This is a genomic window from Azospirillum sp. TSH58, assembly GCF_003119115.1.
Taxonomy (GTDB): Bacteria; Pseudomonadota; Alphaproteobacteria; order Azospirillales; family Azospirillaceae; genus Azospirillum.
This window is the reverse complement of record NZ_CP022363.1, coordinates 218,010-241,481: the sequence shown is the minus strand read 5'-3', so window position 1 is coordinate 241,481 and position 23,472 is coordinate 218,010. Positions and strand designations below refer to the sequence as shown.

Here is a 23,472-nt window from a genome sequence, read left to right as displayed (position 1 = left end):
AGGGGAGGCCGGGCATGGCGCATCCGCTCGACAGGCCGGACCGCGACTGGGCGGAGACCAACTGCTACACCGACCTGTGGCTCGGGCTGCTGCGGGCGCTGGGGATGGAACCGATGGCCGCCCTGGCCTTCACCGTCGCGCAGGATTTCGAAGGCGACCAGTTCACCTTCTTCAAGGTGCCGCCGGAGGACCTGCGCCGCCTCTATGGGCTGGAGGTGCAGGAACTCGCCCTCTACGACCGGGTGGAGACCCACGCGGCGGTGCAGGTGGCGCGCGGCCGCCCGGTGCTGGTGGAGGTGGACGGCTATCACCTGCCCGACACGCGGGGAACCTCGTATCGCGCGCAGCGCGTCAAGACGACCATCGCGATCCTCGGCATGGACACGGGCGCGCGGCGGCTCGACTACATCCACAACGCCGGGCGCTTCACGCTGGAGGGGGAGGATTACGACGGCCTGTTCGCCCCCGCCCCCCTGTTCCCCTATGTGGAGTTCGTGAAGCGCGGCGGTCCGGCCTTGGAGGGGGAGGCCCTGATGGAGGCGTCCCGCGGGCTGCTGTCCCGCCATCTGGGCCGCCGTCCGGTGGACAACCCCATCGCCGCCTTCCGCGCCGCCTTGCCCGAGCATTTGGAAACGCTGGCCGCCCGGCCCATGGACTATTTCCATCTCTACGCCTTCAACACGCTGCGGCAGGTGGGGGCGAATTTCGAGCTTCTCGGGATGTATGCGCGCTGGATCGGCGGGCCGGCGGACGCGGCGGAGGCCTGCGCCACCCTCTCCGCCACCGCCAAGGCGTTTCAGTTCCAGCTCGCGCGCGGCGTGCACCGGCGGCGCTTCGGCGATCACGCGGAACCGCTGGAGGCGATGGAGCGCGCCTACGACCGGGCGCTCGGCGCGCTGCTCCGCCGTTACGGGTGACGGACGATGGCGCGCCTACACGCCGTGACGGGCCGCAGCGTGACGCCCCTGTCCGCGGGGTGGGAGCTGTGCGTGACCGAGCCGGGGGGAACGCCTGCGGGGGACTGGCTGCCCGCCCCGGTGCCCGGCACCGTCGCGCAGGCGTTGCGCGCGGCCGGGCTCTACCGCTTGGGCGATCCGCTTCCCCTGCACGACCGCGACGTCTGGTACCGGGTGACGCTGACCGGTGACGGGCCTTGCATCCTGCGTTTCCATGGCCTCGCCACCGTTGCGGAGGTCTGGCTGGACGGCAAGCGCATCCTGAGCAGCGCCAGCATGTTCCAGAGCCACGACGTTCCGGTGACGTTGCGCGGGACGCACGCGCTGCGCATCGTCTTCCGTGCCCTGAATCCGGTTCTGAAGGCGCAGAAGGGGCGGGGGCGCTGGCCGGTCCGGCTGGCCGGTCCGGCGGGGCTGCGCGCGGTGCGGACGACGCTGCTGGGGCATATGCCCGGCTGGTGCCCGCCCGTGCCGGCGGTCGGTCCCTGGCGCCCGGTGGACCTCATCACGGAAACCGGACCGCTGCGCGTCCGCGCGGCGGATCTGCGCGCCACGCTGGACGGGCGGGACGGCCGGTTATCCCTGGCCCTGGCGGCGGACTGGAGCGGCTCCGCTCCGCCGCCGGGATGGCTGGAGGTGGGGGAGGCGCGGGCGCCGCTCCGCTGGACCGGGACGGGAGAGTTGCGCGGCGACGTCCGCCTGCCGGAGGTCGCGCCCTGGTGGCCGCACAGCCATGGCAACCCGGCGCTCCACACCGTGCGCGCGGTGGTGGGCGACGCCCGCATCGAGCTGGGCCGGACCGGCTTCCGCCGCATCGAGCGGGAGCCCGGTGACGGCTTCGCCCTGCGCATCAACGGGGAGCGCATCTTCTGCCGCGGCGCCTGCTGGAGCAGCCCCGACGTCGTGGCCTTGCCGGGGACGCGGGACGCCTACGCTCCCTGGCTGGAACTGGCGCGGCAGGCCGGCATGACCATGCTGCGGGTGCCGGGCATCGCCGCCTACGAGGCCGACGCCTTCTTCGACCTGTGCGACGAGATGGGGATTCTCGTCTGGCAGGACTTCATGTTCGCCAATTTCGACTATCCGGCCGACGAGCCGTTCCTCGACGGCGCCCGGCGGGAGGCGGCGCAGTTCCTCGACCGGGTCCAGTCGGCGCCGTCGCTGGCCGTGCTGTGCGGCGGCAGCGAGGCGGAGCAGCAGGCGGCCATGCTCGGTTTGCCGCGCGAGCGCTGGAGCCAGCCGCTGTTCGACAGTGTCCTGCGGGACGAGGCGGAGCGGGGACGGCCCGATGTGCCATACGTGGCCAACTCCCCGACCGGCGGGCCGCTACCCTTCGCCGCCGACGCGGGGGTGACCCATTACTACGGCGTCGGCGCCTATCTGCGCCCGCTGGAGGACGCGCGTCGGGCGAATGTTCGCTTCGCCTCCGAATGCCTCGCCTTCGCCAACATGCCGGCGGCCGGGGCGCTGCCCGGCGTGCCGGCGGTTCATGACCCGCGCTGGAAGGCGCGCGTGCCGCGCGACCCCGGCGCCCCGTGGGATTTCGAGGATGTGCGGGACCATTACCTGCGCGGCCTGTACGGCGTCGATCCCATGGTCCTGCGCTACGAGGACCCCGACCGCTACGCGCGGCTGTCCCGCGCGGTGACGGGGGAGGTGATGGAGGCCGTCTTCGCGGAGTGGCGGCGGGCGGGCTCCTCCTGCGGGGGCGGGCTGGTCTGGATGTTCCAGGACGTCTGGCCGGGGGCCGGCTGGGGCGTGGTCGATTCCGGCCGTGTGCCGAAGGCGGCGTGGCACGCCTTGCGCCGCGCCTTCCGGCCCGTGCAGGTGCTGCTGACCGACGAGGGGGTGAACGGGCTGGCGATCCATCTGCTGAACGAGACGGCGGCGCCGGTGGAGGCGGTGCTGACCCTGACCGCCCTGCGGCGGGGCGAGGTGCCGGTGCTGCGGGCCGAGCGGACGGTCACCCTGCCGCCGCGCAGCGTCCAGATGGTTCCGGCTGCCTCGCTGCCCGACCGCTTTGTCGACCTGACCGGCGCCTACCGTTTCGGCCCGCCGGCGCACGACGTGGTGGTGGCGGCGCTGTCCGACCCGCGGTCCGGCACGCCGGTGGCGGAGGCCTTCCATTTTCTCCAGGGCGGGCGGATGGAGCGTGCGGAGCTGGGCCTCGGCACCCGCCTGGAGCGGACGGACGAGGGGTGGGTGCTGTTCCTGTCGAGCCGGCGGCTTGCCCGCTCCGTCCACATCGAGGACGACGGGTTCCGGGCCGAGGAGGAGTGGTTCCATCTGCCGCCAGGACGGGAGCGCCGGGTCCGGCTGGTCCCGCGTCATCCCGGCGCGGCGGTGCCCGATGGCGAGGTCCACGCGTTGAACGGTCTGGACCCGACGCGCTACCGGTGGACCGCATGACGCCCGATCGGCTCACATCCGACGCTGCCGCACCCATTCTGTTCGAAGGCTGTTTCGGCTGGCTGCACCCGGCGGGAGGGCGGCGCGGCGTCGTGCTGTGCGCGCCCTATGGCGGAGAGGCGCTGGCCACCCACCGGGCGTGGCGCGGCTTCGCCGGGGCACTGGCGGCGGCGGGGATGCCGGTTCTGCGCTTCGATTATCCCGGCACCGGAAACAGCGCCGGGGAGGAGGGCGATCCGGCCCGGCTGGAGGCGTGGCTCGGCGGCATCCGCGCCGCGGCCGCCCATCTGCGCGCCGTCGCGGGGGTGGAGGAGGTGGCTCTGGTGGGCTTGCGGCTGGGCGCGCTGCTCGCGGCGGCGGCGGCCCGCGAGGTGGGGGCGGACTCCCTGGTCCTGCTGTCCCCCTTCCCCTCGGGCCGGGCCTTCCTCCAGGAGTTGCGGGCGGTGGCCCTGCTCGCCGAACGGCCGGCGAATGCCCCGTCCGCGGTGGGGCCGGAGGGGATCGACAGCGCCGGCTTCCGTTTGGCTCCGGAAACGGTGGAGGCTCTGCGCGCGCTCGACCTTGCGCGGATGACGGAGGCTCCGGCGCGGCGGGTGCTCATCCTCGATCGCCCGGAGGGCCGCGCCGCCGTTCTGGCGGAGCGGTTCCGTGCTCTGGGCGCCGCGGTGGAGGAGGCGCCCTTTGCCGACCACGCACGGCTGATGACCAGCGTCCAGCACGCGGCCCTGGACTGCCCGGCCTTCGCACGGGTGACGGCCTGGCTGACGCAGGACATGGCGCCCCCGGGGCCGGTCCGGACGGTGGAGGCGCCGACCCTCCGTTTGTGCTTTGCCGGCGCGGTGGAGCGCCCGCTCCGCTTCGGTCCCGGCGCCGGTCTGTTCGGCATCCTCTGCGAGCCTGCCGCCGCGACCACCGGGCGGCCCGCCGTTCTGCTGCTGAACAGCGGCGCCACGCCCCACACCGGCACCGGGCGCATGTCGGTGCGGCTGGCCCGGCGGCTGGCGGCGCGGGGAATCGCCTCGCTGCGCCTCGACCTGGGCGGGCTGGGGGACAGCGCGTCGAAGCCGGGGCGCCGCGACGGGCTGATCTATTGCCGGGACATGGTGGAGGACGCGCGGGCCGGGCTGGACGCGCTGGCGGCGGCGGGGCATGGCGCCGCCGTCGCCGTGGGGCTGTGCGCAGGCGCGGCGGTGGCGCTGCATGTGGCGCTGGCCGACCCGCGGGTGGTCGGGCTGGCGCTGGTCAATCCGGGCCGCTTCGTCCTGGGGGACGGCGTGACGCAGGAGGAGGCCATCGGCAGCGCGGTGAAGCCGGCCGCCGCCTATCTGCCCCGGCTGACCGAGCCGGCGGTGTGGCGGGCCATCCTGCGCCAGGACCGCAAGGCGTCGCGCGTCGCGCTCGGCCTGTCGGAGCGCGCGGCCCGCCGCCTGCGCATCGGGGCCGGGCGGCTGCGCGCCGGGCTGACGGGCCGGGGCTACGCCCGCGACGACCTGCTCCACGCCTTCCAGGCGCTGACCGACCGCGGAGTCCTCGCATTGATGGTGCACAGCGAGGGCGACGTGACGCTGGGCGAGTTGGAGGCCCAGGCCGGGGCGGGCGGCGGGCGTCTGCGCCGGATGGGCGGCTTGAGGATGGAGCGCATCGCCGGAGCCGACCACAGCCTGATGGAGCGCGCCGCACGGGAGCGCTTCGCCGGTCTACTCGATGATCTGCTGATCCGGATCGGTGCGGGCGCGGCAGGCGCCGTGCGCGGGGAAGGCCCCGGCCCACCGGAAGGGACCGGGGCTCTCCGCATCAATCACGCGACGGGAAATAGCCCAGCATGAAGATGAAGAAGAACAGCGACTGGTAGGGTTGCAGGTTGTTGATCGCGACCGGGGTTGAGACGACGCCGCCGCCCGGGCTCACCGCAACGGTGGCACCCGTGGGACCGCCGCTGACCGTGCCCTGCGAGGAGAGCGCGCCTGTCAGCGAGCTTCCGGTCGGCGGCGTCGGCAGGCTGGAGGCCGGGATGTAGGGGCCGTCGACGCTCAGGTCGGTGCTCGGGTCGACGAACTGGCCGCCCAGCACCGCGGGAATGGCGGACGGGATGTTGCTGGTGCCGACGGCGGGGTTCAGCGGAACGGTGACCGTCGCGTTGAACGGGGCGGTGCCGCCCGCGCTGCCACCCTGGAAGGCGGCCCCGTGGGTGTGCATCGGCAGATTGTTGCCGATGATCGTCGTGTACTGCGTCCCGCCCGCGTTGCCGTTGTTGAGCGTGGTGCTGGTGTAGGGGCTGGTGCCCGGCCCCACCATCACGCGGCCGCGCAGGTCCGGCAGGTTGAACGTCGGGGAGCCCTGTCCGCCGCCGAAGGCCCCGGCCATGACCGCCCACAGGGCTTGGTACTGGCTCGTGTTCACCGCCTGCCCCAGGCATTGCTGCGTGTTCACGGGGGCGAAATTGCCGGCGAATGGAAAAACGGAACCTAGGTAGAATTCCATGGCGAAATCTCCGGTGGAATCGATGCGCTGGGACGGACGGTGCGCGGTGTTGTGCGGTGGCGTCTGGCTGCCGGGGCTCAGTTCAGGACCAGCTCGAAGCAGCCCCGTTCGGGATCGCGCGGAATGATCCGCACGATGTAGAAGGGGCCCAGCAATCCCATCGTCGGATGGTCGATCTGGAAATAGCCGTTCCACAGCTGGCTGGGGCCGTAGGTTTCGAACAGAGCCGAAAAGGACGTGCGTTTCGCCCAGCGCGGCGTGCATTCCGGCCGCGGCGTCAGCTTCGTCAACTCGACCTCCGTGATCACGGACCCGTCCTCCGGGGCCACGAAACGGAACGTCTGGCCGAGATGCGGGGCGAACATCTCGTGGGAGATGGAGGCGATGTCGATGGTCATCTCAAAGGTCCGGGCTCAAGTTCTGAAGGTACGGTTGTCGTTCCAGGCATACAAAGCCAACGCGCCGCATCCGTCCATCCGGTGGTCGACGATCGGGGTGTGCTTCCGGATCAGTCGCGCATCGGGAAGATGCCGCTGGTGACGATCAGCATGGTCAGGGCCAGATAGGGCTGCATGTTGTTCACCGGAGTCGGGTTGGTGACGCCGCCGCCCGCCGAAATGCTGACCGTGCCCGTCAGCCCGCCCATCGTGACGGTGCCGGTGGCCGAACCGACCAGGGCCGAGCCGTTCGGCGCGGTGCCGGAGCTGTAGGGACCCACCAGCTCGACGCCGGCGCCGACGGTGTCGTTGAACCGGAGGGCGCCGAGATAGTTGTTGCCGCCCAGCGGGGTGCTGCTGGCGCCGTCGACGGTGCTCACCGGGATGGCCGCGGCGGCGGTGACGGTCGCGCTGGTGCTGCTGCCGACCGGCGAGAAGGTCGCGGCGTGGATGTGCGCCGGCAGATTCTGCTGGGTGAGGGTGTTGTTCGCGACGCCGCCGAAGTTCCCCGGGTTGAGCGTCTGGTTGTTGAGGTAGGGGCTGGTGCCCGACCCGATCATCACGCGGCCGCGCAGGTCCGGCAGGTTGAAGTTGGTCGTGCCGTTGCCGCCGTACATCGCGCCGGTGATCGCGAACAGGGCCTGGTTCTGGCTGACCTGAAACTGCTGGCCCAGACACTGGGCCGTGTATTGCGGAGCGTAGGCGCCGGTGAACGGGATGACCAGGCCGAGGTAAACTTCCATGGCGAAACCTCCTGTGTATGAAACCGGTTGCGGCGACCTGTGGCCGGCCTCCCCTTAAGGACGCGCCACGCCGCCGAATGTGATAGAAAGCATACCGACATATTCTCCTGATCGGCTAGATCAGCGGCAATAGGCGATACAAAAAGTTACTTTTTTCGATTGTTATCTTTGCAGAATGACCCTTGGGTTGCATATCAGCGTATGCTTTTGACGATGCGGCCGGAGCGGAGGCGCCGTATTGGATGATTTGCCCGGGGTATCGAGTGGTTCCTGCCATGGTGCTCCCCGTCCCGGACCGACGCCGAAGCGGACGACTCGCACGGTGTTCGCTGCGGCGATGGTCCGCGACGGCGATTCTTGCGCCGTGCACGCATCTTCGGCTATTCAGGATCCGCGCTTGTGCTACCGGAAGGGGTGTGGCCGATGGCCGTTCTGAATGGGTCGCTGCCGCTGCTCGGCGGATTGACGGTGCGGTTCCCCCGGCCGTCGGACGACGATTTCCTGATGGGCCTGTTCATGGACGCGCGCCCTTGGCTGGCCAAGGCGCATCACGACCGGGACTTCATCCGGACGCTCTACGAACAGCAGTACAGCGCCCGGCGGATGGGCCAGGAAACCCGCTATCCGGAGCATCTGGATTTCGTCGTCGAGAAGACGGGCCAGCCGGTGGGGCGGATCGTCATGGATCTGGGGCGCTACGACTGGCGGGTGTCGGAGGTGGAAATCCACCGTCTGGCCCGTGGCAAGGGCATCGGCACCGATCTTTTGCGCAGTATCCAGGGAACCGCGGCGCAAATGCGCATCCCGATCACCTTGTCTGTGGCCGAGGTGGACACGCGCGTTCATTGGTTCTACCACCGGCTGGGCTTCGATCTTCTGGCGAAGACGTCGCCGTCTCTGGAACTGATCTGGCTTCCGCCCGGCCATCCGGGAATTCAGCACCTGCCGCCGCAGATCCTGCCAGCCCAGATGCAGCAGGGCGGCGCGTCCTGAGCCGGAATCGCTGGTGGTTCGGTCGGGCGGTCCGCCCTCTCCGAATCGGGTCTCGGCCCGGTCATGGCTTGCCGGGCCTGTGACATCGGTGCGTGGTGTTTTGCACACAAATGTTTGACGACACCACAATGCTCGCTCGCTGACAGCGAAATGGCGGTGTGGAAAGCATACCAACATATGCGTTCGTTTCAGCAATGAAATACAAAACGCTTCGCGGAAGCAAATGCGTCAAATTATGACATGCTGTTCTTTTTGACGACGCGAATCGGTGCAAATCGGGCACCCCTTTTGTCGCCTGAATAGACCGATGCGCTGTCAACGACTGTGAAAAGGTGGTACCCTTCCAACGCTATTCACTTTTTGGTGACCGCTTTCGGCTTAGGGTCGGGCGGTGTTGCGTATGGCGGGAGACTGACGATGACGCGCAAGCGTGGTTCGAACGGCAATGGTGTGACTGGGCGTTCCGGCAAGACGCACAAGCCGTCCTCATCGATGTTCGCGATGGCTCTCGAACCGCGCTTCATGTTCGACGCGGCGGGTGCCGTCACGGCCGCCGAGGTCCATCAGCAACCCGATCAGCCCGCGCCGGGCGACAAGGGCGCCGCGAAGGCTGCCGACGCCGACAAGCTTGCCGATTGGGCCATCAAGGAGTCGACCGTTCCCGCCGCGGCGTCGTCTCCGGCCGCCTCCGCCCCGGCGCTCACCGAGCCCGCGGCGGTTACGGCGCGACTCGCCGGGCTCCAGGGAGCGGCCCGGTCGGTGGTGTTCGTCGATACCAGCGTGTCCGACTACCAGACGCTGCTCAAGGACATCGCGCCCGACGCCAAGGTCGTTCTCCTCGACTCCCAGCAGGAAGCGCTCGGCCAGATGGCGAAGGCGCTGTCCGGGATGTCCGGCCTGGATTCCGTCCAGGTCGTCAGCCATGGCAACGAGGGCCATCTCTACATCGCCGGCCGCGCCTATTGGGCGGACGGGCTGGCGAATCGCGCCCAGGATCTCCAGGCGATCGGCGCCGCGCTGAAGCCCGGCGGCGACATTCTTTTCTACGCCTGCAACGTCGGCGCCGGACAGGCGGGGCAGGAGTTCGTCCAGACGATCCACCGGCTCACCGGGGCCGACGTGGCGGTGTCCAGCGACGAGACCGGCAACGCCGCCGGCCAGAACTGGACGCTGGAGGTGCAAAGCGGGGCTATCGAAGCGGCGATTCCCTTCGCCCGCGCGTCCATGGAAACCTTCAGCGGCCGGCTGGGAACCGTCGTCGTCACCTCGGCGAGCGGAACGGCGGCCGGATCGCTGAACGACGCGATCAAGAACGCGACCCAATCGACCATCATCGAGTTCAGCTCGACGTTGACGTCCAGTACGATTTCCCTGGGTGTCACGTCGTCTCCCCTGACGGCGGCGGCTCAGGACATAACGATCAACGGTGATGTGAACGGTGATGGGATTGCCGACATCACCATATCCGGCGCCGGCACCGGCAGTGTGCCCGCGTCGACCGACTACCGCGGCATCACCTTCAACGCGTCGGCCAAGACGCTGACGGTCAAGAATTTGACGTTCGAGCGCTTTTACGTTGCAACTGGCGCCGGCGGCCTTTTGGCCTTGACGAACGGTTCGATCGAAGTGGACGGCGTGACCTTTGCGAACAATGCGAACACGATCATCTACACCGGCACCAATGCGGCAAATGTGACGGTTAGGAACTCCGTTTTTCGTGAAAACGTTGGGATGGTGGCCGGGACCGCCGCACATGCGGTGATCAAATCGCAGGCATCCGTAGCGACCACGATCGAAAACAGTGTCTTTGTCGACAACAGTTTCGTCATGAGCCCCGACGGGAACAGCGCCACCTATCCCGGCGGCATCATCGTGGTGCAGAGCAGCGCGTCGGCTTTCACGGCGAACATACGCAATGTCACCATTGCCAACAACAGTTTCATCGCCAACAACGCGGCGGCCGCTGCCATCAATACCGCGGCGATCGGTACCGTGTACAACGGTTCTACGGGAACAGCAACGGTCAACGTTTACAACACGATCATTGCGGGCAATTCCGGTAGTCTTGGCGGGACGAGTTTTGCCGATCCGAACGCCATTATTTACAACAGCGGAAAGATCACCCTGAACACAGGCAGCAATTATCAGGGTGCCATAACTGGCAATGCGATCTTCGTCGACTCCACCAACGCCACAAAGAGCCTGCGCGACTATCGTCCGGCCTCGACAGCGACGACCTTCATCAACGCCGGCGACAGCAGCAACGCGAACCGCTACGGCGGTAGCTACGACATCCGCGGCATCGACCGCATCCGTGACGGTGTCCTCGACCTCGGCGCTTACGAAGTGCATTGGAACGCGGGCGACCCGTCGGTCGACCTGAACGGGGCGGGCGCCGGCACCGGGGAGTCCGTCAGCACCTCCACCCCCGCCTCCGGCGTGCTGATCGCTCCCAACGCCGTCGTGACCCAGACGGACAGCGACACGCGCCTGCTCGGCGCCACCATCACCCTGTCCGGCACGTCGGACGGCGCGGCGGAAGTGCTGAGCATGCTTACGGCGTCCGTGGCGACGGCCAAGACCTACGGCATCAGCGTCACCGGCAACGACACCGGCACGATCACCCTGCGGGGTGCGGCCAGCGTGGCGGGTTACCAGGCGGTGCTCCAGCTGATCCAGTACAAGAACACCGCCGGCAGCGCCACGGCGGGTACCCGCACCGCGACGGTCACCGTCAACGACGGTGAAACGACCAGCACCGCACGGACCAGCCAGATCACCCTCGGGGGTTCTTCCCCCTCCAACGGCGCGCCGGTGAACAGCGTGGTTCCGACGGTGGGCGGAACGGCGACGGTGGGCAACGCACTGACCGGGGGGACCGGCACCTGGAGCGATCCGGACGGCGACTCGCTGAGCTACAGCTACCAGTGGTACCGGGCCGACGACACCAACGGCACCAACGCGGCGTCGATCGCCGGGGCGACGAGCGCCAGCTACACGCTGACCACGTCGGACGCCCACAAGTATCTGCGCGTGGCGGTGATCGCCAACGACGGCAACTCCAACACGACGACGGCCTATTCCACCTACACGGCGATCACCAACAGCGCGCCGGTGAACAGCGCGGCGCCGAGCGTGAGCGGCACGGCGACGGTGGGCAACGCGCTGTCGACGAGCAACGGCACCTGGACGGACGCCGATGGAGACAGTCGGACCTACAGCTACCAGTGGTACCGTGCCGACGACAGCAACGGGACCAACGCCACCTCGATCAGCGGAGCGACGAGCTCCAGCTACACGCTGGCGGCGGGCGATCTGAACAAGTACCTGCGGGTGGAGGTGACGGCCAACGACGGGCGCGGCGGCACGCAGGCGGCCACGTCGGCTTACTCGTCGCAGGTGGCGGCGGCCGGCAACGGCGCGCCGGTGAACAGCGTGGTTCCCACGGTGGGCGGAACGGCGACGGTGGGCAACGCGCTGACCGGGGGGACCGGCACCTGGAGCGATCCGGACGGCGACTCGCTGAGCTACAGCTACCAGTGGTACCGGGCGGACGACACCAACGGCACCAACGCGGCGTCGATCGCCGGGGCGACGAGCGCCAGCTACACGCTGACCACGTCGGACGCCCACAAGTACCTGCGCGTGGCGGTGATCGCCAACGACGGCAACTCCAACACGACGACGGCCTATTCCACCTACACGGCGATCACCAACAGCGCGCCGGTGAACAGCGCGGCGCCGAGCGTGAGCGGCACGGCGACGGTGGGCAACGCGCTGAGCACAACGAATGGCACCTGGACGGACGCCGACGGTGATGGCCGGACCTATTCGTACCAATGGTACCGGGCCGACGACAGCAACGGGACCAACGCCACCTCGATCAGCGGAGCGACGAGCTCCAGCTACACGCTGGCGGCGGGCGATCTGAACAAGTACCTGCGGGTGGAGGTGACGGCCAACGACGGGCGCGGCGGCACGCAGGCGGCCACGTCGGCTTACTCGTCGCAGGTGGCGGCGGCGGGCAACGGCGCGCCGGTGAACAGCGTGGTTCCGACGGTGGGCGGAACGGCGACGGTGGGCAACGCGCTGACCGGGGGGACCGGCACCTGGAGCGATCCGGACGGCGACTCGCTGAGCTACAGCTACCAGTGGTACCGTGCCGACGACACCAACGGCACCAACGCGGCGTCGATCGCCGGGGCGACGAGCGCCAGCTACACGCTGACCACCTCGGACGCCCACAAGTACCTGCGCGTGGCGGTGATCGCCAACGACGGCAACTCCAACACGACGACGGCCTATTCCACCTACACGGCGATCACCAACAGCGCGCCGGTGAACAGCGCGGTGCCGAGCGTGTCGGGCACGGCGACGGTCGGCAACGCGCTGTCGACGAGCAACGGCACCTGGACGGACGCCGATGGAGACAGCCGGACCTACAGCTATCAGTGGTACCGGGCGGACGACACCACCGGGACCAACGCCACCTCGATCAGCGGAGCGACGAGCTCCAGCTACACGCTGACCACCTCGGACGCCCACAAGTACCTGCGGGTGGTGGTGACGGCCAACGACGGCAAGGGCGGCACGCAGACCGCCACTTCGACCTACACGGCGATCACCAACAGCGCGCCGGTGAACAGCGCGGTGCCGAGCGTGAGCGGCACGGCGACGGTCGGCAACGCGCTGAGCACAACGAATGGCACCTGGACGGACGCCGACGGTGACGGCCGGACCTACAGCTATCAGTGGTACCGGGCGGACGACACCACCGGGACCAACGGCGCCTCGATCAGCGGGGCGACGAGCTCCAGCTACACGCTGACCACCTCGGACGCCCACAAGTACCTGCGCGTCGTGGTGACGGCCAACGACGGCAAGGGCGGCACGCAGACCGCCACCTCGACCTACACGGCGATCACCAACAGCGCGCCGGTGAACAGCGCGGCGCCGACGGTGAGCGGAACGGCGACGGTGGGCAACGCGCTGAGCACAACGAATGGCACCTGGACGGACGCCGACGGCGACGGCCAGACCTATTCGTACCAGTGGTATCGTGCCGACGACACCGCCGGGACCAACGGCGCCTCGATCAGCGGAGCGACGAGCTCCAGCTACACGCTGACCACCTCGGACGCCCACAAGTACCTGCGCGTCGTGGTGACGGCCAACGACGGCAAGGGCGGCACGCAGACCGCCACTTCGACCTACACGGCGATCACCAACAGCGCGCCGGTGAACAGCGCGGTGCCGAGCGTGAGCGGCACGGCGACGGTCGGCAACGCGCTGAGCACAACGAACGGCACCTGGACGGACGCCGATGGCGACGGCCGGACCTATTCGTACCAATGGTACCGGGCGGACGACACCACCGGGACCAACGGCGCCTCGATCAGCGGAGCGACGAGCTCCAGTTACACGCTGACCACCTCGGACGCCCACAAGTGCCTGCGCGTCGTGGTGACGGCCAACGACGGCAAGGGCGGCACGCAGACCGCCACCTCGACGTACACGGCGATCACCAACAGCGCGCCGGTGAACAGCGCGGCGCCGAGCGTGACCGGCACGGCGACGGTGGGCAGCGCGCTGTCGACCACCAACGGCACCTGGACGGACGCCGACGGCGACGGCCGGACCTACAGCTATCAGTGGTACCGGGCCGACGACACCACCGGGACCAACGGCGCCTCGATCAGCGGGGCGACGAGCTCCAGTTACACGCTGACCACCTCGGACGCCCACAAGTACCTGCGCGTCGTGGTGACGGCCAACGACGGCAAGGGCGGCACGCAGACCGCCACTTCGACCTACACGGCGATCACCAACAGCGCGCCGGTGAACAGCGCGGTGCCGAGCGTGAGCGGCACGGCGACGGTCGGCAACGCGCTGAGCACAACGAACGGCACCTGGACGGACGCCGATGGCGACGGCCGGACCTATTCGTACCAATGGTACCGGGCGGACGACACCACCGGGACCAACGGCGCCTCGATCAGCGGAGCGACGAGCTCCAGTTACACGCTGACCACCTCGGACGCCCACAAGTACCTGCGCGTCGTGGTGACGGCCAACGACGGCAAGGGCGGCACGCAGACCGCCACCTCGACGTACACGGCGATCACCAACAGCGCGCCGGTGAACAGCGCGGCGCCGAGCGTGACCGGCACGGCGACGGTGGGCAGCGCGCTGTCGACCACCAACGGCACCTGGACGGACGCCGACGGCGACGGCCGGACCTACAGCTATCAGTGGTACCGGGCCGACGACACCACCGGGACCAACGGCGCCTCGATCAGCGGGGCGACGAGCTCCAGTTACACGCTGACCACCTCGGACGCCCACAAGTACCTGCGCGTCGTGGTGACGGCCAACGACGGCAAGGGCGGCACGCAGACCGCCACCTCGACGTACACGGCGATCACCAACAGCGCGCCGGTGAACAGCGCGGCGCCGAGCGTGAGCGGCACGGCGACGGTCGGCAACGCGCTGAGCACAACGAATGGCACCTGGACGGACGCCGACGGTGACGGCCGGACCTATTCGTACCAGTGGTACCGGGCGGACGACACCACCGGGACCAACGGCGCCTCGATCAGCGGGGCGACGAGCTCCAGCTACACGCTGACCACCTCGGACGCCCACAAGTACCTGCGCGTCGTGGTGACGGCCAACGACGGCAAGGGCGGCACGCAGACCGCCACCTCGACCTACACGGCGATCACCAACAGCGCGCCGGTGAACAGCGCGGCGCCGACGGTGAGCGGAACGGCGACGGTGGGCAACGCGCTGAGCACAACGAATGGCACCTGGACGGACGCCGACGGCGACGGCCAGACCTATTCGTACCAGTGGTATCGTGCCGACGACACCGCCGGGACCAACGGCGCCTCGATCAGCGGAGCGACGAGCTCCAGCTACACGCTGACCACCTCGGACGCCCACAAGTACCTGCGCGTCGTGGTGACGGCCAACGACGGCAAGGGCGGCACGCAGACCGCCACTTCGACCTACACGGCGATCACCAACAGCGCGCCGGTGAACAGCGCGGTGCCGAGCGTGAGCGGCACGGCGACGGTCGGCAACGCGCTGAGCACAACGAACGGCACCTGGACGGACGCCGATGGCGACGGCCGGACCTATTCGTACCAATGGTACCGGGCGGACGACACCACCGGGACCAACGGCGCCTCGATCAGCGGAGCGACGAGCTCCAGTTACACGCTGACCACCTCGGACGCCCACAAGTACCTGCGCGTCGTGGTGACGGCCAACGACGGCAAGGGCGGCACGCAGACCGCCACCTCGACGTACACGGCGATCACCAACAGCGCGCCGGTGAACAGCGCGGCGCCGAGCGTGACCGGCACGGCGACGGTGGGCAGCGCGCTGTCGACCACCAACGGCACCTGGACGGACGCCGACGGCGACGGCCGGACCTACAGCTATCAGTGGTACCGGGCCGACGACACCACCGGGACCAACGGCGCCTCGATCAGCGGGGCGACGAGCTCCAGTTACACGCTGACCACCTCGGACGCCCACAAGTACCTGCGCGTCGTGGTGACGGCCAACGACGGCAAGGGCGGCACGCAGACCGCCACTTCGACCTACACGGCGATCACCAACAGCGCGCCGGTGAACAGCGCGGTGCCGAGCGTGAGCGGCACGGCGACGGTCGGCAACGCGCTGAGCACAACGAACGGCACCTGGACGGACGCCGATGGCGACGGCCGGACCTATTCGTACCAATGGTACCGGGCGGACGACACCACCGGGACCAACGGCGCCTCGATCAGCGGAGCGACGAGCTCCAGTTACACGCTGACCACCTCGGACGCCCACAAGTACCTGCGCGTCGTGGTGACGGCCAACGACGGCAAGGGCGGCACGCAGACCGCCACCTCGACGTACACGGCGATCACCAACAGCGCGCCGGTGAACAGCGCGGCGCCGAGCGTGACCGGCACGGCGACGGTGGGCAGCGCGCTGTCGACCACCAACGGCACCTGGACGGACGCCGACGGCGACGGCCGGACCTACAGCTATCAGTGGTACCGGGCCGACGACACCACCGGGACCAACGGCGCCTCGATCAGCGGGGCGACGAGCTCCAGTTACACGCTGACCACCTCGGACGCCCACAAGTACCTGCGCGTCGTGGTGACGGCCAACGACGGCAAGGGCGGCACGCAGACCGCCACCTCGACCTACACGGCGATCACCAACAGCGCGCCGGTGAACAGCGCGGCGCCGAGCGTGAGCGGAACGGCGACGGTGGGCAACGCGCTGAGCACAACGAATGGCACCTGGACGGACGCCGACGGCGACGGCCAGACCTATTCGTACCAGTGGTATCGTGCCGACGACACCGCCGGGACCAACGGCGCCTCGATCAGCGGGGCGACGAGCTCCAGCTACACGCTGACCACCTCGGACGCCCACAAGTACCTGCGCGTCGTGGTGACGGCCAACGACGGCAAGGGCGGCACGCAGACCGCCACTTCGACCTACACGGCGATCACCAACAGCGCGCCGGTGAACAGCGCGGTGCCGAGCGTGAGCGGCACGGCGACGGTCGGCAACGCGCTGAGCACAACGAACGGCACCTGGACGGACGCCGATGGCGACGGCCGGACCTATTCGTACCAATGGTACCGGGCGGACGACACCACCGGGACCAACGGCGCCTCGATCAGCGGAGCGACGAGCTCCAGCTACACGCTGACCACCTCGGACGCCCACAAGTACCTGCGCGTCGTGGTGACGGCCAACGATGGCAAGGGCGGCACGCAGACCGCCACCTCGACCTACACGGCGATCACCAACAGCGCGCCGGTGAACAGCGCGGCGCCGAGCGTGAGCGGCACGGCGACGGTGGGCAACGCGCTGTCGACCACCAACGGCACCTGGACGGACGCCGACGGCGACGGCCGGACCTACAGCTACCAGTGGTATCGTGCCGACGACACCACCGGCACCAACGGCGCCTCGATCAGCGGAGCGACGAGCTCCAGCTACACGTTGACCACCTCGGACGCCCACAAGTATCTGCGCGTCGTGGTGACGGCCAACGACGGCAAGGGCGGCACGCAGACCGCCACTTCGACCTACACGGCGATCACCAACAGCGCGCCGGTGAACAGCGCGGTGCCGAGCGTGAGCGGCACGGCGACGGTCGGCAACGCGCTGAGCACAACGAATGGCACCTGGACGGACGCCGACGGTGACGGCCGGACCTATTCGTACCAATGGTACCGGGCGGACGACACCACCGGGACCAACGGCGCCTCGATCAGCGGAGCGACGAGCTCCAGCTACACGCTGACCACCTCGGACGCCCACAAGTACCTGCGCGTCGTGGTGACGGCCAACGACGGCAAGGGTGGCACGCAGACCGCCACCTCGACCTACACGGCGATCACCAACAGCGCGCCGGTGAACAGCGCGGTGCCGAGCGTGAGCGGCACGGCGACGGTCGGCAACGCGCTGAGCACAACGAATGGCACCTGGACGGACGCCGACGGCGACGGCCGGACCTATTCGTACCAGTGGTACCGGGCGGACGACAGCACCGGGACCAACGGCGCCTCGATCAGCGGAGCGACGAGCTCCAGCTACACGCTGACCACCTCGGACGCCCACAAGTACCTGCGCGTCGTGGTGACGGCCAACGACGGCAAGGGTGGCACGCAGACCGCCACCTCGACCTACACGGCGATCACCAACAGCGCGCCGGTGAACAGCGCGGCGCCGAGCGTGAGCGGCACGGCGACGGTGGGCAACGCGCTGAGCACAACGAATGGCACCTGGACGGACGCCGACGGCGACGGCCGCACCTACAGCTATCAGTGGTACCGGGCCGACGACAGCAACGGGACCAACGGCGCCTCGATCAGCGGGGCGACGAGCTCCAGCTACACGCTGACCACCTCGGACGCCCACAAGTACTTGCGGGTGGTGGTGACGGCCAACGACGGCAAGGGCGGTACGCAGACCGCCACCTCGACGTACACGGCGATCACCAACAGCGCGCCGGTGAACAGCGCGGCGCCGAGCGTGACCGGCACGGCGACGGTGGGCAGCGCGCTGTCGACCACCAACGGCACCTGGACGGACGCCGACGGCGACGGCCGGACCTACAGCTATCAGTGGTACCGGGCCGACGACACCACCGGGACCAACGGCGCCTCGATCAGCGGGGCGACGAGCTCCAGTTACACGCTGACCACCTCGGACGCCCACAAGTACCTGCGCGTCGTGGTGACGGCCAACGACGGCAAGGGCGGCACGCAGACCGCCACCTCGACGTACACGGCGATCACCAACAGCGCGCCGGTGAACAGCGCGGCGCCGAGCGTGACCGGCACGGCGACGGTCGGCAACGCGCTGAGCACAACGAATGGCACCTGGACGGACGCCGACGGTGACGGCCGGACCTACAGCTACCAGTGGTACCGGGCGGACGACACCACCGGGACCAACGGCGCCTCGATCAGCGGAGCGACGAGCTCCAGTTACACGCTGACCACCTCGGACGCCCACAAGTACCTGCGCGTCGTGGTGACGGCCAACGACGGCAAGGGCGGCACGCAGACCGCCACCTCGACGTACACGGCGATCACCAACAGCGCGCCGGTGAACAGCGCGGTGCCGAGCGTGAGCGGCACGGCGACGGTCGGCAACGCGCTGAGCACAACGAATGGCACCTGGACGGACGCCGACGGTGACGGCCGGACCTATTCGTACCAGTGGTACCGGGCGGACGACACCACCGGGACCAACGGCGCCTCGATCAGCGGGGCGACGAGCTCCAGCTACACGCTGACCACCTCGGACGCCCACAAGTACCTGCGCGTCGTGGTGACGGCCAACGACGGCAAGGGCGGCACGCAGACCGCCACTTCGACCTACACGGCGATCACCAACAGCGCGCCGGTGAACAGCGCGGTGCCGAGCGTGAGCGGCACGGCGACGGTCGGCAACGCGCTGTCGACCACCAACGGCACCTGGACGGACGCCGACGGCGACGGCCGGACCTATTCGTACCAGTGGTATCGTGCCGACGACACCACCGGGACCAACGGCGCCTCGATCAGCGGGGCGACGAGCTCCAGCTACACGCTGACCACCTCGGACGCCCACAAGTACCTGCGCGTCGTGGTGACGGCCAACGACGGCAAGGGCGGCACGCAGACCGCCACCTCGATCTACACCGCCGTCATCAACAGCGCGCCGGTGCTGAGCACGGACGCGCGCAGCCTGACCGCCATCCAGGAGGACGCCACCGGCAACAACGGCGACACCGTGGCGGCCATCCTGGCCTCCGCCGGCACCGCCACCGATGTCGACGGCAATACGCTGGGCATCGCGATCACCGCGACCGACACCAGCAACGGCGTGTGGCAGTACAAGACCGGGGCTGGGACCTGGACCACCATCACCGGCGTCTCGGGTGCGTCGGCCCTGCTGCTCGCCAGCACCGACCGTGTGCGCTTCGTGCCGAACGCCGACTACAACGGATCGGTCGCCAACGGCATCACCTTCAAGGCGTGGGATCAGACCGCCGGCACGGCGGGCACCACGGTTGGGAACGACACCACCGCGAACGGCGGGCTGGGAGCCGGTGGCCAGTTCAGCGCCGCCAGCGTAACGGCGGGCATCGACGTGACCGCGGTGAACGACGCCCCGGTGCTGACCGACACCGTCCTGACCCTGCCCAGCGTCGCCCAGGCCGCGGGTGCGCCGAACGGCGCCGTCGGCGTCGCCGTGTCGTCTCTGGTGGCGCTCGGCGCGAACGTCTCCGATGTCGACAGCGGTGCCGTCACGGGCATCGCGCTGGTCGGCCTGGACAATTCGGAAGGGGGCACCTGGTACTACAGCACCGACGGCGGCACCAGCTGGACCGCGGTCGGCACCGTGAACGACAGCGGAAACGCGCTGCTGCTGCGCACGACCGACCGGCTCTACTACCAGCCGACGGGGGCCAACGCCGGCATCCTCAGCGCCGCGATCACCTTCCGTGCCTGGGACCAGACCAGCGGCACCGCCGGGACCAAGGTGGCGACCGCAGGCGGCGGCGGGACATCCGCCTTCTCCGCGGCGACGGACACGGCCAGCCTCTCGATCACCCCGGCCATCCTGGGAAGCGCCGTGACGCTTGCGCCCGCGTCGGACACGGGCAACAGCAACACGGACAACATCACCAAGGCGAGCAGCGTCACCTTCAACGGCAGCGGCGCCAACGCCAACGCCAGTACGACGGTGCGGCTCTACGCCAACGGCTCGCTCGTGGCGACGACCACGGCCGACGCGTCGGGGGCCTACAGCTTCACCGGCGTCGACGTGTCCGGCCTCAGCGGTGCGGTCGACTTCACCGTCCGTCAGGTCATCGCCGGGATGGAAAGCGCCGACTCGGCCGTCCGGACCGTCACCTTCGACCGCACGGCGCCGACGGTCGCCATCACCACGGTGAGCGGCGACAATGTGCTGAACGCGTCGGAAAGCGCCGTGGCCCAGACGGTGTCGGGCACCACCACGGGGGTCGAGGATGGCCAGACGGTCACGGTGACGCTGAACGGCAAGACCTACACCACGACGGTGACCAACAACGCCTGGAGCCTGTCGATCCCCTCCGCCGACCTGCAGGCTCTTCCGGACGGCGGCACCTACGCCATCACCGCCGACCTGACGGACGTGGCGGGCAACGCCGCGGTCCAGGCGACGCGCAGCGTCTCGGTCGACCGCACGCCGCCGACCCTCGCCATCGCCACGGTGGCGGGCGACAATGTGTTGAACGCGGCGGACAGCGCCGTGGGGCAGACGGTGGCGGGCGTCACCAACGGTGTCGAGTACGGTCGGACGGTCACGGTGACGCTGAACGGCAAGTCCTACACCACGACGGTGACCAACAACCGCTGGAGCCTGACCGTTCCGTCCAGCGACCTGCTGGCGCTGACGGACGGCGCCAACTACACCGTCACCGCCAGCCTCACCGACGCGGCGGGCAACCCCACCCAGGCGACCCGCAGCGTGGCGGTGGATCGGACACCGCCGTCGGTGGTCAGCGTCACGCCTCCCCCGGCGCGGACCTATCTGCCGGGCGAAACGGTCAGCTTCTTCGTGCAGCTCAGCGAAGCGTCCATCATCAGCGGCGGCAATCCGGTCCTGGAACTGGCGGTGGGCAGCGAGATCCGGAACGCCACCTACAACGCGGCCGGCAGCACCGGCACGCTTCTGCGGTTCGACTATGTCGTTCCGGTCGGTGACCGCGCGCCGCAGGGCATCGCGGTCCTGGGGCTGGCGCTGAACGGGTCCATCGTGACGGACGCGGCGCAGGGACCGTTGGTGACGACCCTGAAGGGGGTGGGCGACACCAGCCAGGTGCGCATCGACACCCCGATCCCGGCGAAGCCGGTCGGGACGGCGCTGAGCGGCCTGTCCGACTCCGGCGTTTCGGCGACGGACCGGCTGACCAACGTGACGCGGCCCACCCTGTCCGGCACCGCGGAGGCGAACGCCACGGTGACCGTGCTGGTGGACGGCAAGGCGGTGGGAACCGCGGTGGCCGACGAGAACGGCTTCTGGGTCCATCGCCTCCAGACGGCGCTGACCGACGGGACGCACAGCATCACGACCACGGCGACCAACCGCTTCGGCATCGTCAGCGATCCGTCGGACGCGCTGACCGTGGTGATCGACACCGCGGTGCCGGTGGCGCCCGCGCCGTCGGTGACCAGCGCCACCGTCGCCGGCGCCACGGCGGGCGAGCGGATTTCCGGGATCGCCACGCCGTCCCTCGCCGGGACGACCGAGGCCGGCAGCACGGTGAATGTGCTGGTCGACGGCAAGGCCGTCGGTACGGCGCTCGCCGACGCCAACGGCGCCTGGACCTTCCAGTTCACGGCGGCGCTGGCCGACGGCACGCACAGCCTGCAGGTGCAGGCCACCGACAAGGCCGGCAACGTCAGCAGCCTGTCGGCGGTCACCACCCTGACCATCGACACCACGCCGCCGGTCGCCCCGACCGTGGCGTTGAACACCACCGTCGGCAGCACGCCGGTCGTGCAGGGGACGGCCGAGGCGAACAGTCTGGTCACCGTGACGATCAACGGGCAAGCGGTCGGCACGGCGCGCGCCAGCGCGACCGGCGTCTGGCAACTGGCCCTGGCCTCCGACCTGAGCGTCGGCAGCTATGTGATCTCGGCCAAGGCGAGCGATGCCGTGGGCAACACCGGCAACGCCGGCACGACCACCTACTCGGTGGCTCCGCCTCCGCCACCGCCGGTCGTCGTCGTGGCCGCCTCCACCGGGAACACGACGACGGCGGCGTCTCCCTCCAACTCCGCGGTGGCGACGTCCGCCGGGACCACGCAGACGACCGGGCCGACGCTGGGCACCGCGCCGACCCTGCCCAGCCTGCAGACGAGCAGCGACGCGGGCCGCGTCATCACCAGCTCGTCGATCGGCAGCGGGAGCGGCTCCGGCAACGGGAACAGCAGCACGGACGCCGGTCGCTCGATCACCATCGGGAACATCGGCAACTCGACCAGCAGCGACGCCGGTCGCTCGATCACCATCTCGGCCATGGGCGGGGCTCCCTCCGGCGGCGGCACGGCGAATTCGTCCAACGGGGTTCTGGGCGGTGGCACCGGCGGGTCGAGCGGTTCCGGGTTGAGCGGCGTCGTCAGCGGCGGCAGCGGCCTGGGCAGCGGTGGTCTCGGGGGCGGTGTTGGCGGCGGTGTTGGCGGCGGTTCGGGCTTGGGCGGTTCAGCCTTGGGCGGGACCGCGTCGGGCGGGATCGGCGCCGGTGCCGGTGCCGGGTTCGGTGGAGCACCGGCGGGCGGTGGTCCGGGCGCTGGCCTCGGCTCCGGTGGCCCGGCGACGGGCGGACCGGCAGCCGGCGGGCCGGCGACGGGCACCGGAACGGGCAATGGCGGCTTGAATGGCGGAGTCGGCGGTCCGGGCGGTGCGGCTGGATCGGCCACCGGCGGCACGCCGGGTGGCAGCGCGGCTCCCGGAGGCCCCGGCACCGCAACCGGCGGCCCCGGCGGTGCGCCGGGCAACCGGCCCGGCGGCCAGCCGGGCCCCGGCTCCACGATCGAAAGCGCGCCGGCCAACCGGCCGGCCGCCCCGGGTGGACCGCAAGGACGGCCGCAGGGTCAGGGTCAGGGGCAGCCGCCGGCCGGTGACGCACCGCCGGCGGGTGGCGATCCGGCCGCCGCTCCGGCCGCGCCGGATGGTCCGGGACAGGCCCCCGGCCCGCGCGCCGACCTCGACGGGACGTTGCCGGCCCGCCCGGCCTTCTCCCGCCAGGTCGCCCAGGTCCACGGCGCCGCCGACGCGCAGTCCGCGGCGTTGCTCGCGGCCCTCATCTCGCATGCTCCTCCGGGAAGTCGGGCGGCCTAGCGCCGCCCGCGCCTTCCTTCGCCGTCTTCCCCGCTTAAGCTTTTC

At 69.8% G+C, this 23,472-nt stretch carries 8 protein-coding genes; 5 read left to right on the top strand and 3 right to left on the bottom strand.

The features are described 5' to 3' along the window. The first annotated feature begins 14 nt into the window (after window positions 1-14). Genes TSH58p_RS00955 through TSH58p_RS00945 form a run of 3 tightly spaced genes read left to right on the top strand, consistent with a single transcriptional unit; the run spans window position 15 to window position 5,191 of the window. Complete coding sequence (locus TSH58p_RS00955; RefSeq protein WP_109069747.1) at window positions 15-917, top strand: DUF1839 family protein; 903 nt, start codon at window positions 15-17, stop codon at window positions 915-917. Between the two features lie 6 nt (window positions 918-923). Continuing rightward, window positions 924-3,365, top strand: a complete 2,442-nt coding sequence (locus tag TSH58p_RS00950) for a glycoside hydrolase family 2 protein (protein WP_199230104.1) — start codon at window positions 924-926, stop codon at window positions 3,363-3,365. After that, window positions 3,362-5,191, top strand: coding sequence for an alpha/beta fold hydrolase (locus tag TSH58p_RS00945; protein WP_109069755.1), 1,830 nt, complete (start codon window positions 3,362-3,364; stop codon window positions 5,189-5,191). The genes TSH58p_RS00950 and TSH58p_RS00945 overlap by 4 nt, the downstream gene beginning before the upstream one ends. On the opposite strand, the gene TSH58p_RS00940 is transcribed toward TSH58p_RS00945, so the two are convergent. The 3 genes from TSH58p_RS00940 to TSH58p_RS00930 all read right to left on the bottom strand — a co-directional run bounded on the left by TSH58p_RS00940 (window position 5,160) and on the right by TSH58p_RS00930 (window position 7,026). Next, window positions 5,160-5,846, bottom strand: coding sequence for a phage tail protein (locus TSH58p_RS00940; RefSeq protein ID WP_109069746.1), 687 nt, complete (start codon window positions 5,844-5,846; stop codon window positions 5,160-5,162). The two genes, TSH58p_RS00945 and TSH58p_RS00940, sit on opposite strands and share 32 nt — an antisense overlap. 77 nt (window positions 5,847-5,923) lie before the next feature. Continuing rightward, window positions 5,924-6,244, bottom strand: coding sequence for a hypothetical protein (locus TSH58p_RS00935; RefSeq protein ID WP_109069745.1), 321 nt, complete (start codon window positions 6,242-6,244; stop codon window positions 5,924-5,926). Between the two features lie 110 nt (window positions 6,245-6,354). Next, entirely contained in the window at window positions 6,355-7,026 is a 672-nt protein-coding gene (locus TSH58p_RS00930) for a phage tail protein (RefSeq protein ID WP_109069744.1), read from the bottom strand. A gap of 423 nt (window positions 7,027-7,449) precedes the next feature. Here TSH58p_RS00930 and TSH58p_RS00925 point away from each other — a divergent pair, with 423 nt between their 5' ends. Both TSH58p_RS00925 and TSH58p_RS00920 read left to right on the top strand, forming a co-directional pair. Next, window positions 7,450-8,019 (top strand): GNAT family N-acetyltransferase, encoded by a 570-nt coding sequence (locus TSH58p_RS00925; protein ID WP_109069743.1) that lies wholly within the window; start codon window positions 7,450-7,452, stop codon window positions 8,017-8,019. A gap of 501 nt (window positions 8,020-8,520) precedes the next feature. Continuing rightward, a complete protein-coding gene (locus TSH58p_RS00920; protein ID WP_162600002.1) occupies window positions 8,521-23,427 on the top strand; it encodes a DUF4347 domain-containing protein in 14,907 nt (4,968 codons plus the stop codon). Window positions 23,428-23,472 lie beyond the last annotated feature (45 nt).

Excerpts from the sequence above, each read along its gene's own strand:
- TSH58p_RS00955 (WP_109069747.1), top strand. The coding sequence starts at position 15 with ATGGCGCATCCGCTCGACAGGCCGGACCGCGACTGGGCGGAGACCAAC.
- TSH58p_RS00950 (WP_199230104.1), top strand. The coding sequence starts at position 924 with ATGGCGCGCCTACACGCCGTGACGGGCCGCAGCGTGACGCCCCTGTCC.
- TSH58p_RS00945 (WP_109069755.1), top strand. The coding sequence starts at position 3,362 with ATGACGCCCGATCGGCTCACATCCGACGCTGCCGCACCCATTCTGTTC.
- TSH58p_RS00940 (WP_109069746.1), bottom strand. The coding sequence starts at position 5,846 with ATGGAATTCTACCTAGGTTCCGTTTTTCCATTCGCCGGCAATTTCGCC.
- TSH58p_RS00935 (WP_109069745.1), bottom strand. The coding sequence starts at position 6,244 with ATGACCATCGACATCGCCTCCATCTCCCACGAGATGTTCGCCCCGCAT.
- TSH58p_RS00930 (WP_109069744.1), bottom strand. The coding sequence starts at position 7,026 with ATGGAAGTTTACCTCGGCCTGGTCATCCCGTTCACCGGCGCCTACGCT.
- TSH58p_RS00925 (WP_109069743.1), top strand. The coding sequence starts at position 7,450 with ATGGCCGTTCTGAATGGGTCGCTGCCGCTGCTCGGCGGATTGACGGTG.
- TSH58p_RS00920 (WP_162600002.1), top strand. The coding sequence starts at position 8,521 with ATGGCTCTCGAACCGCGCTTCATGTTCGACGCGGCGGGTGCCGTCACG.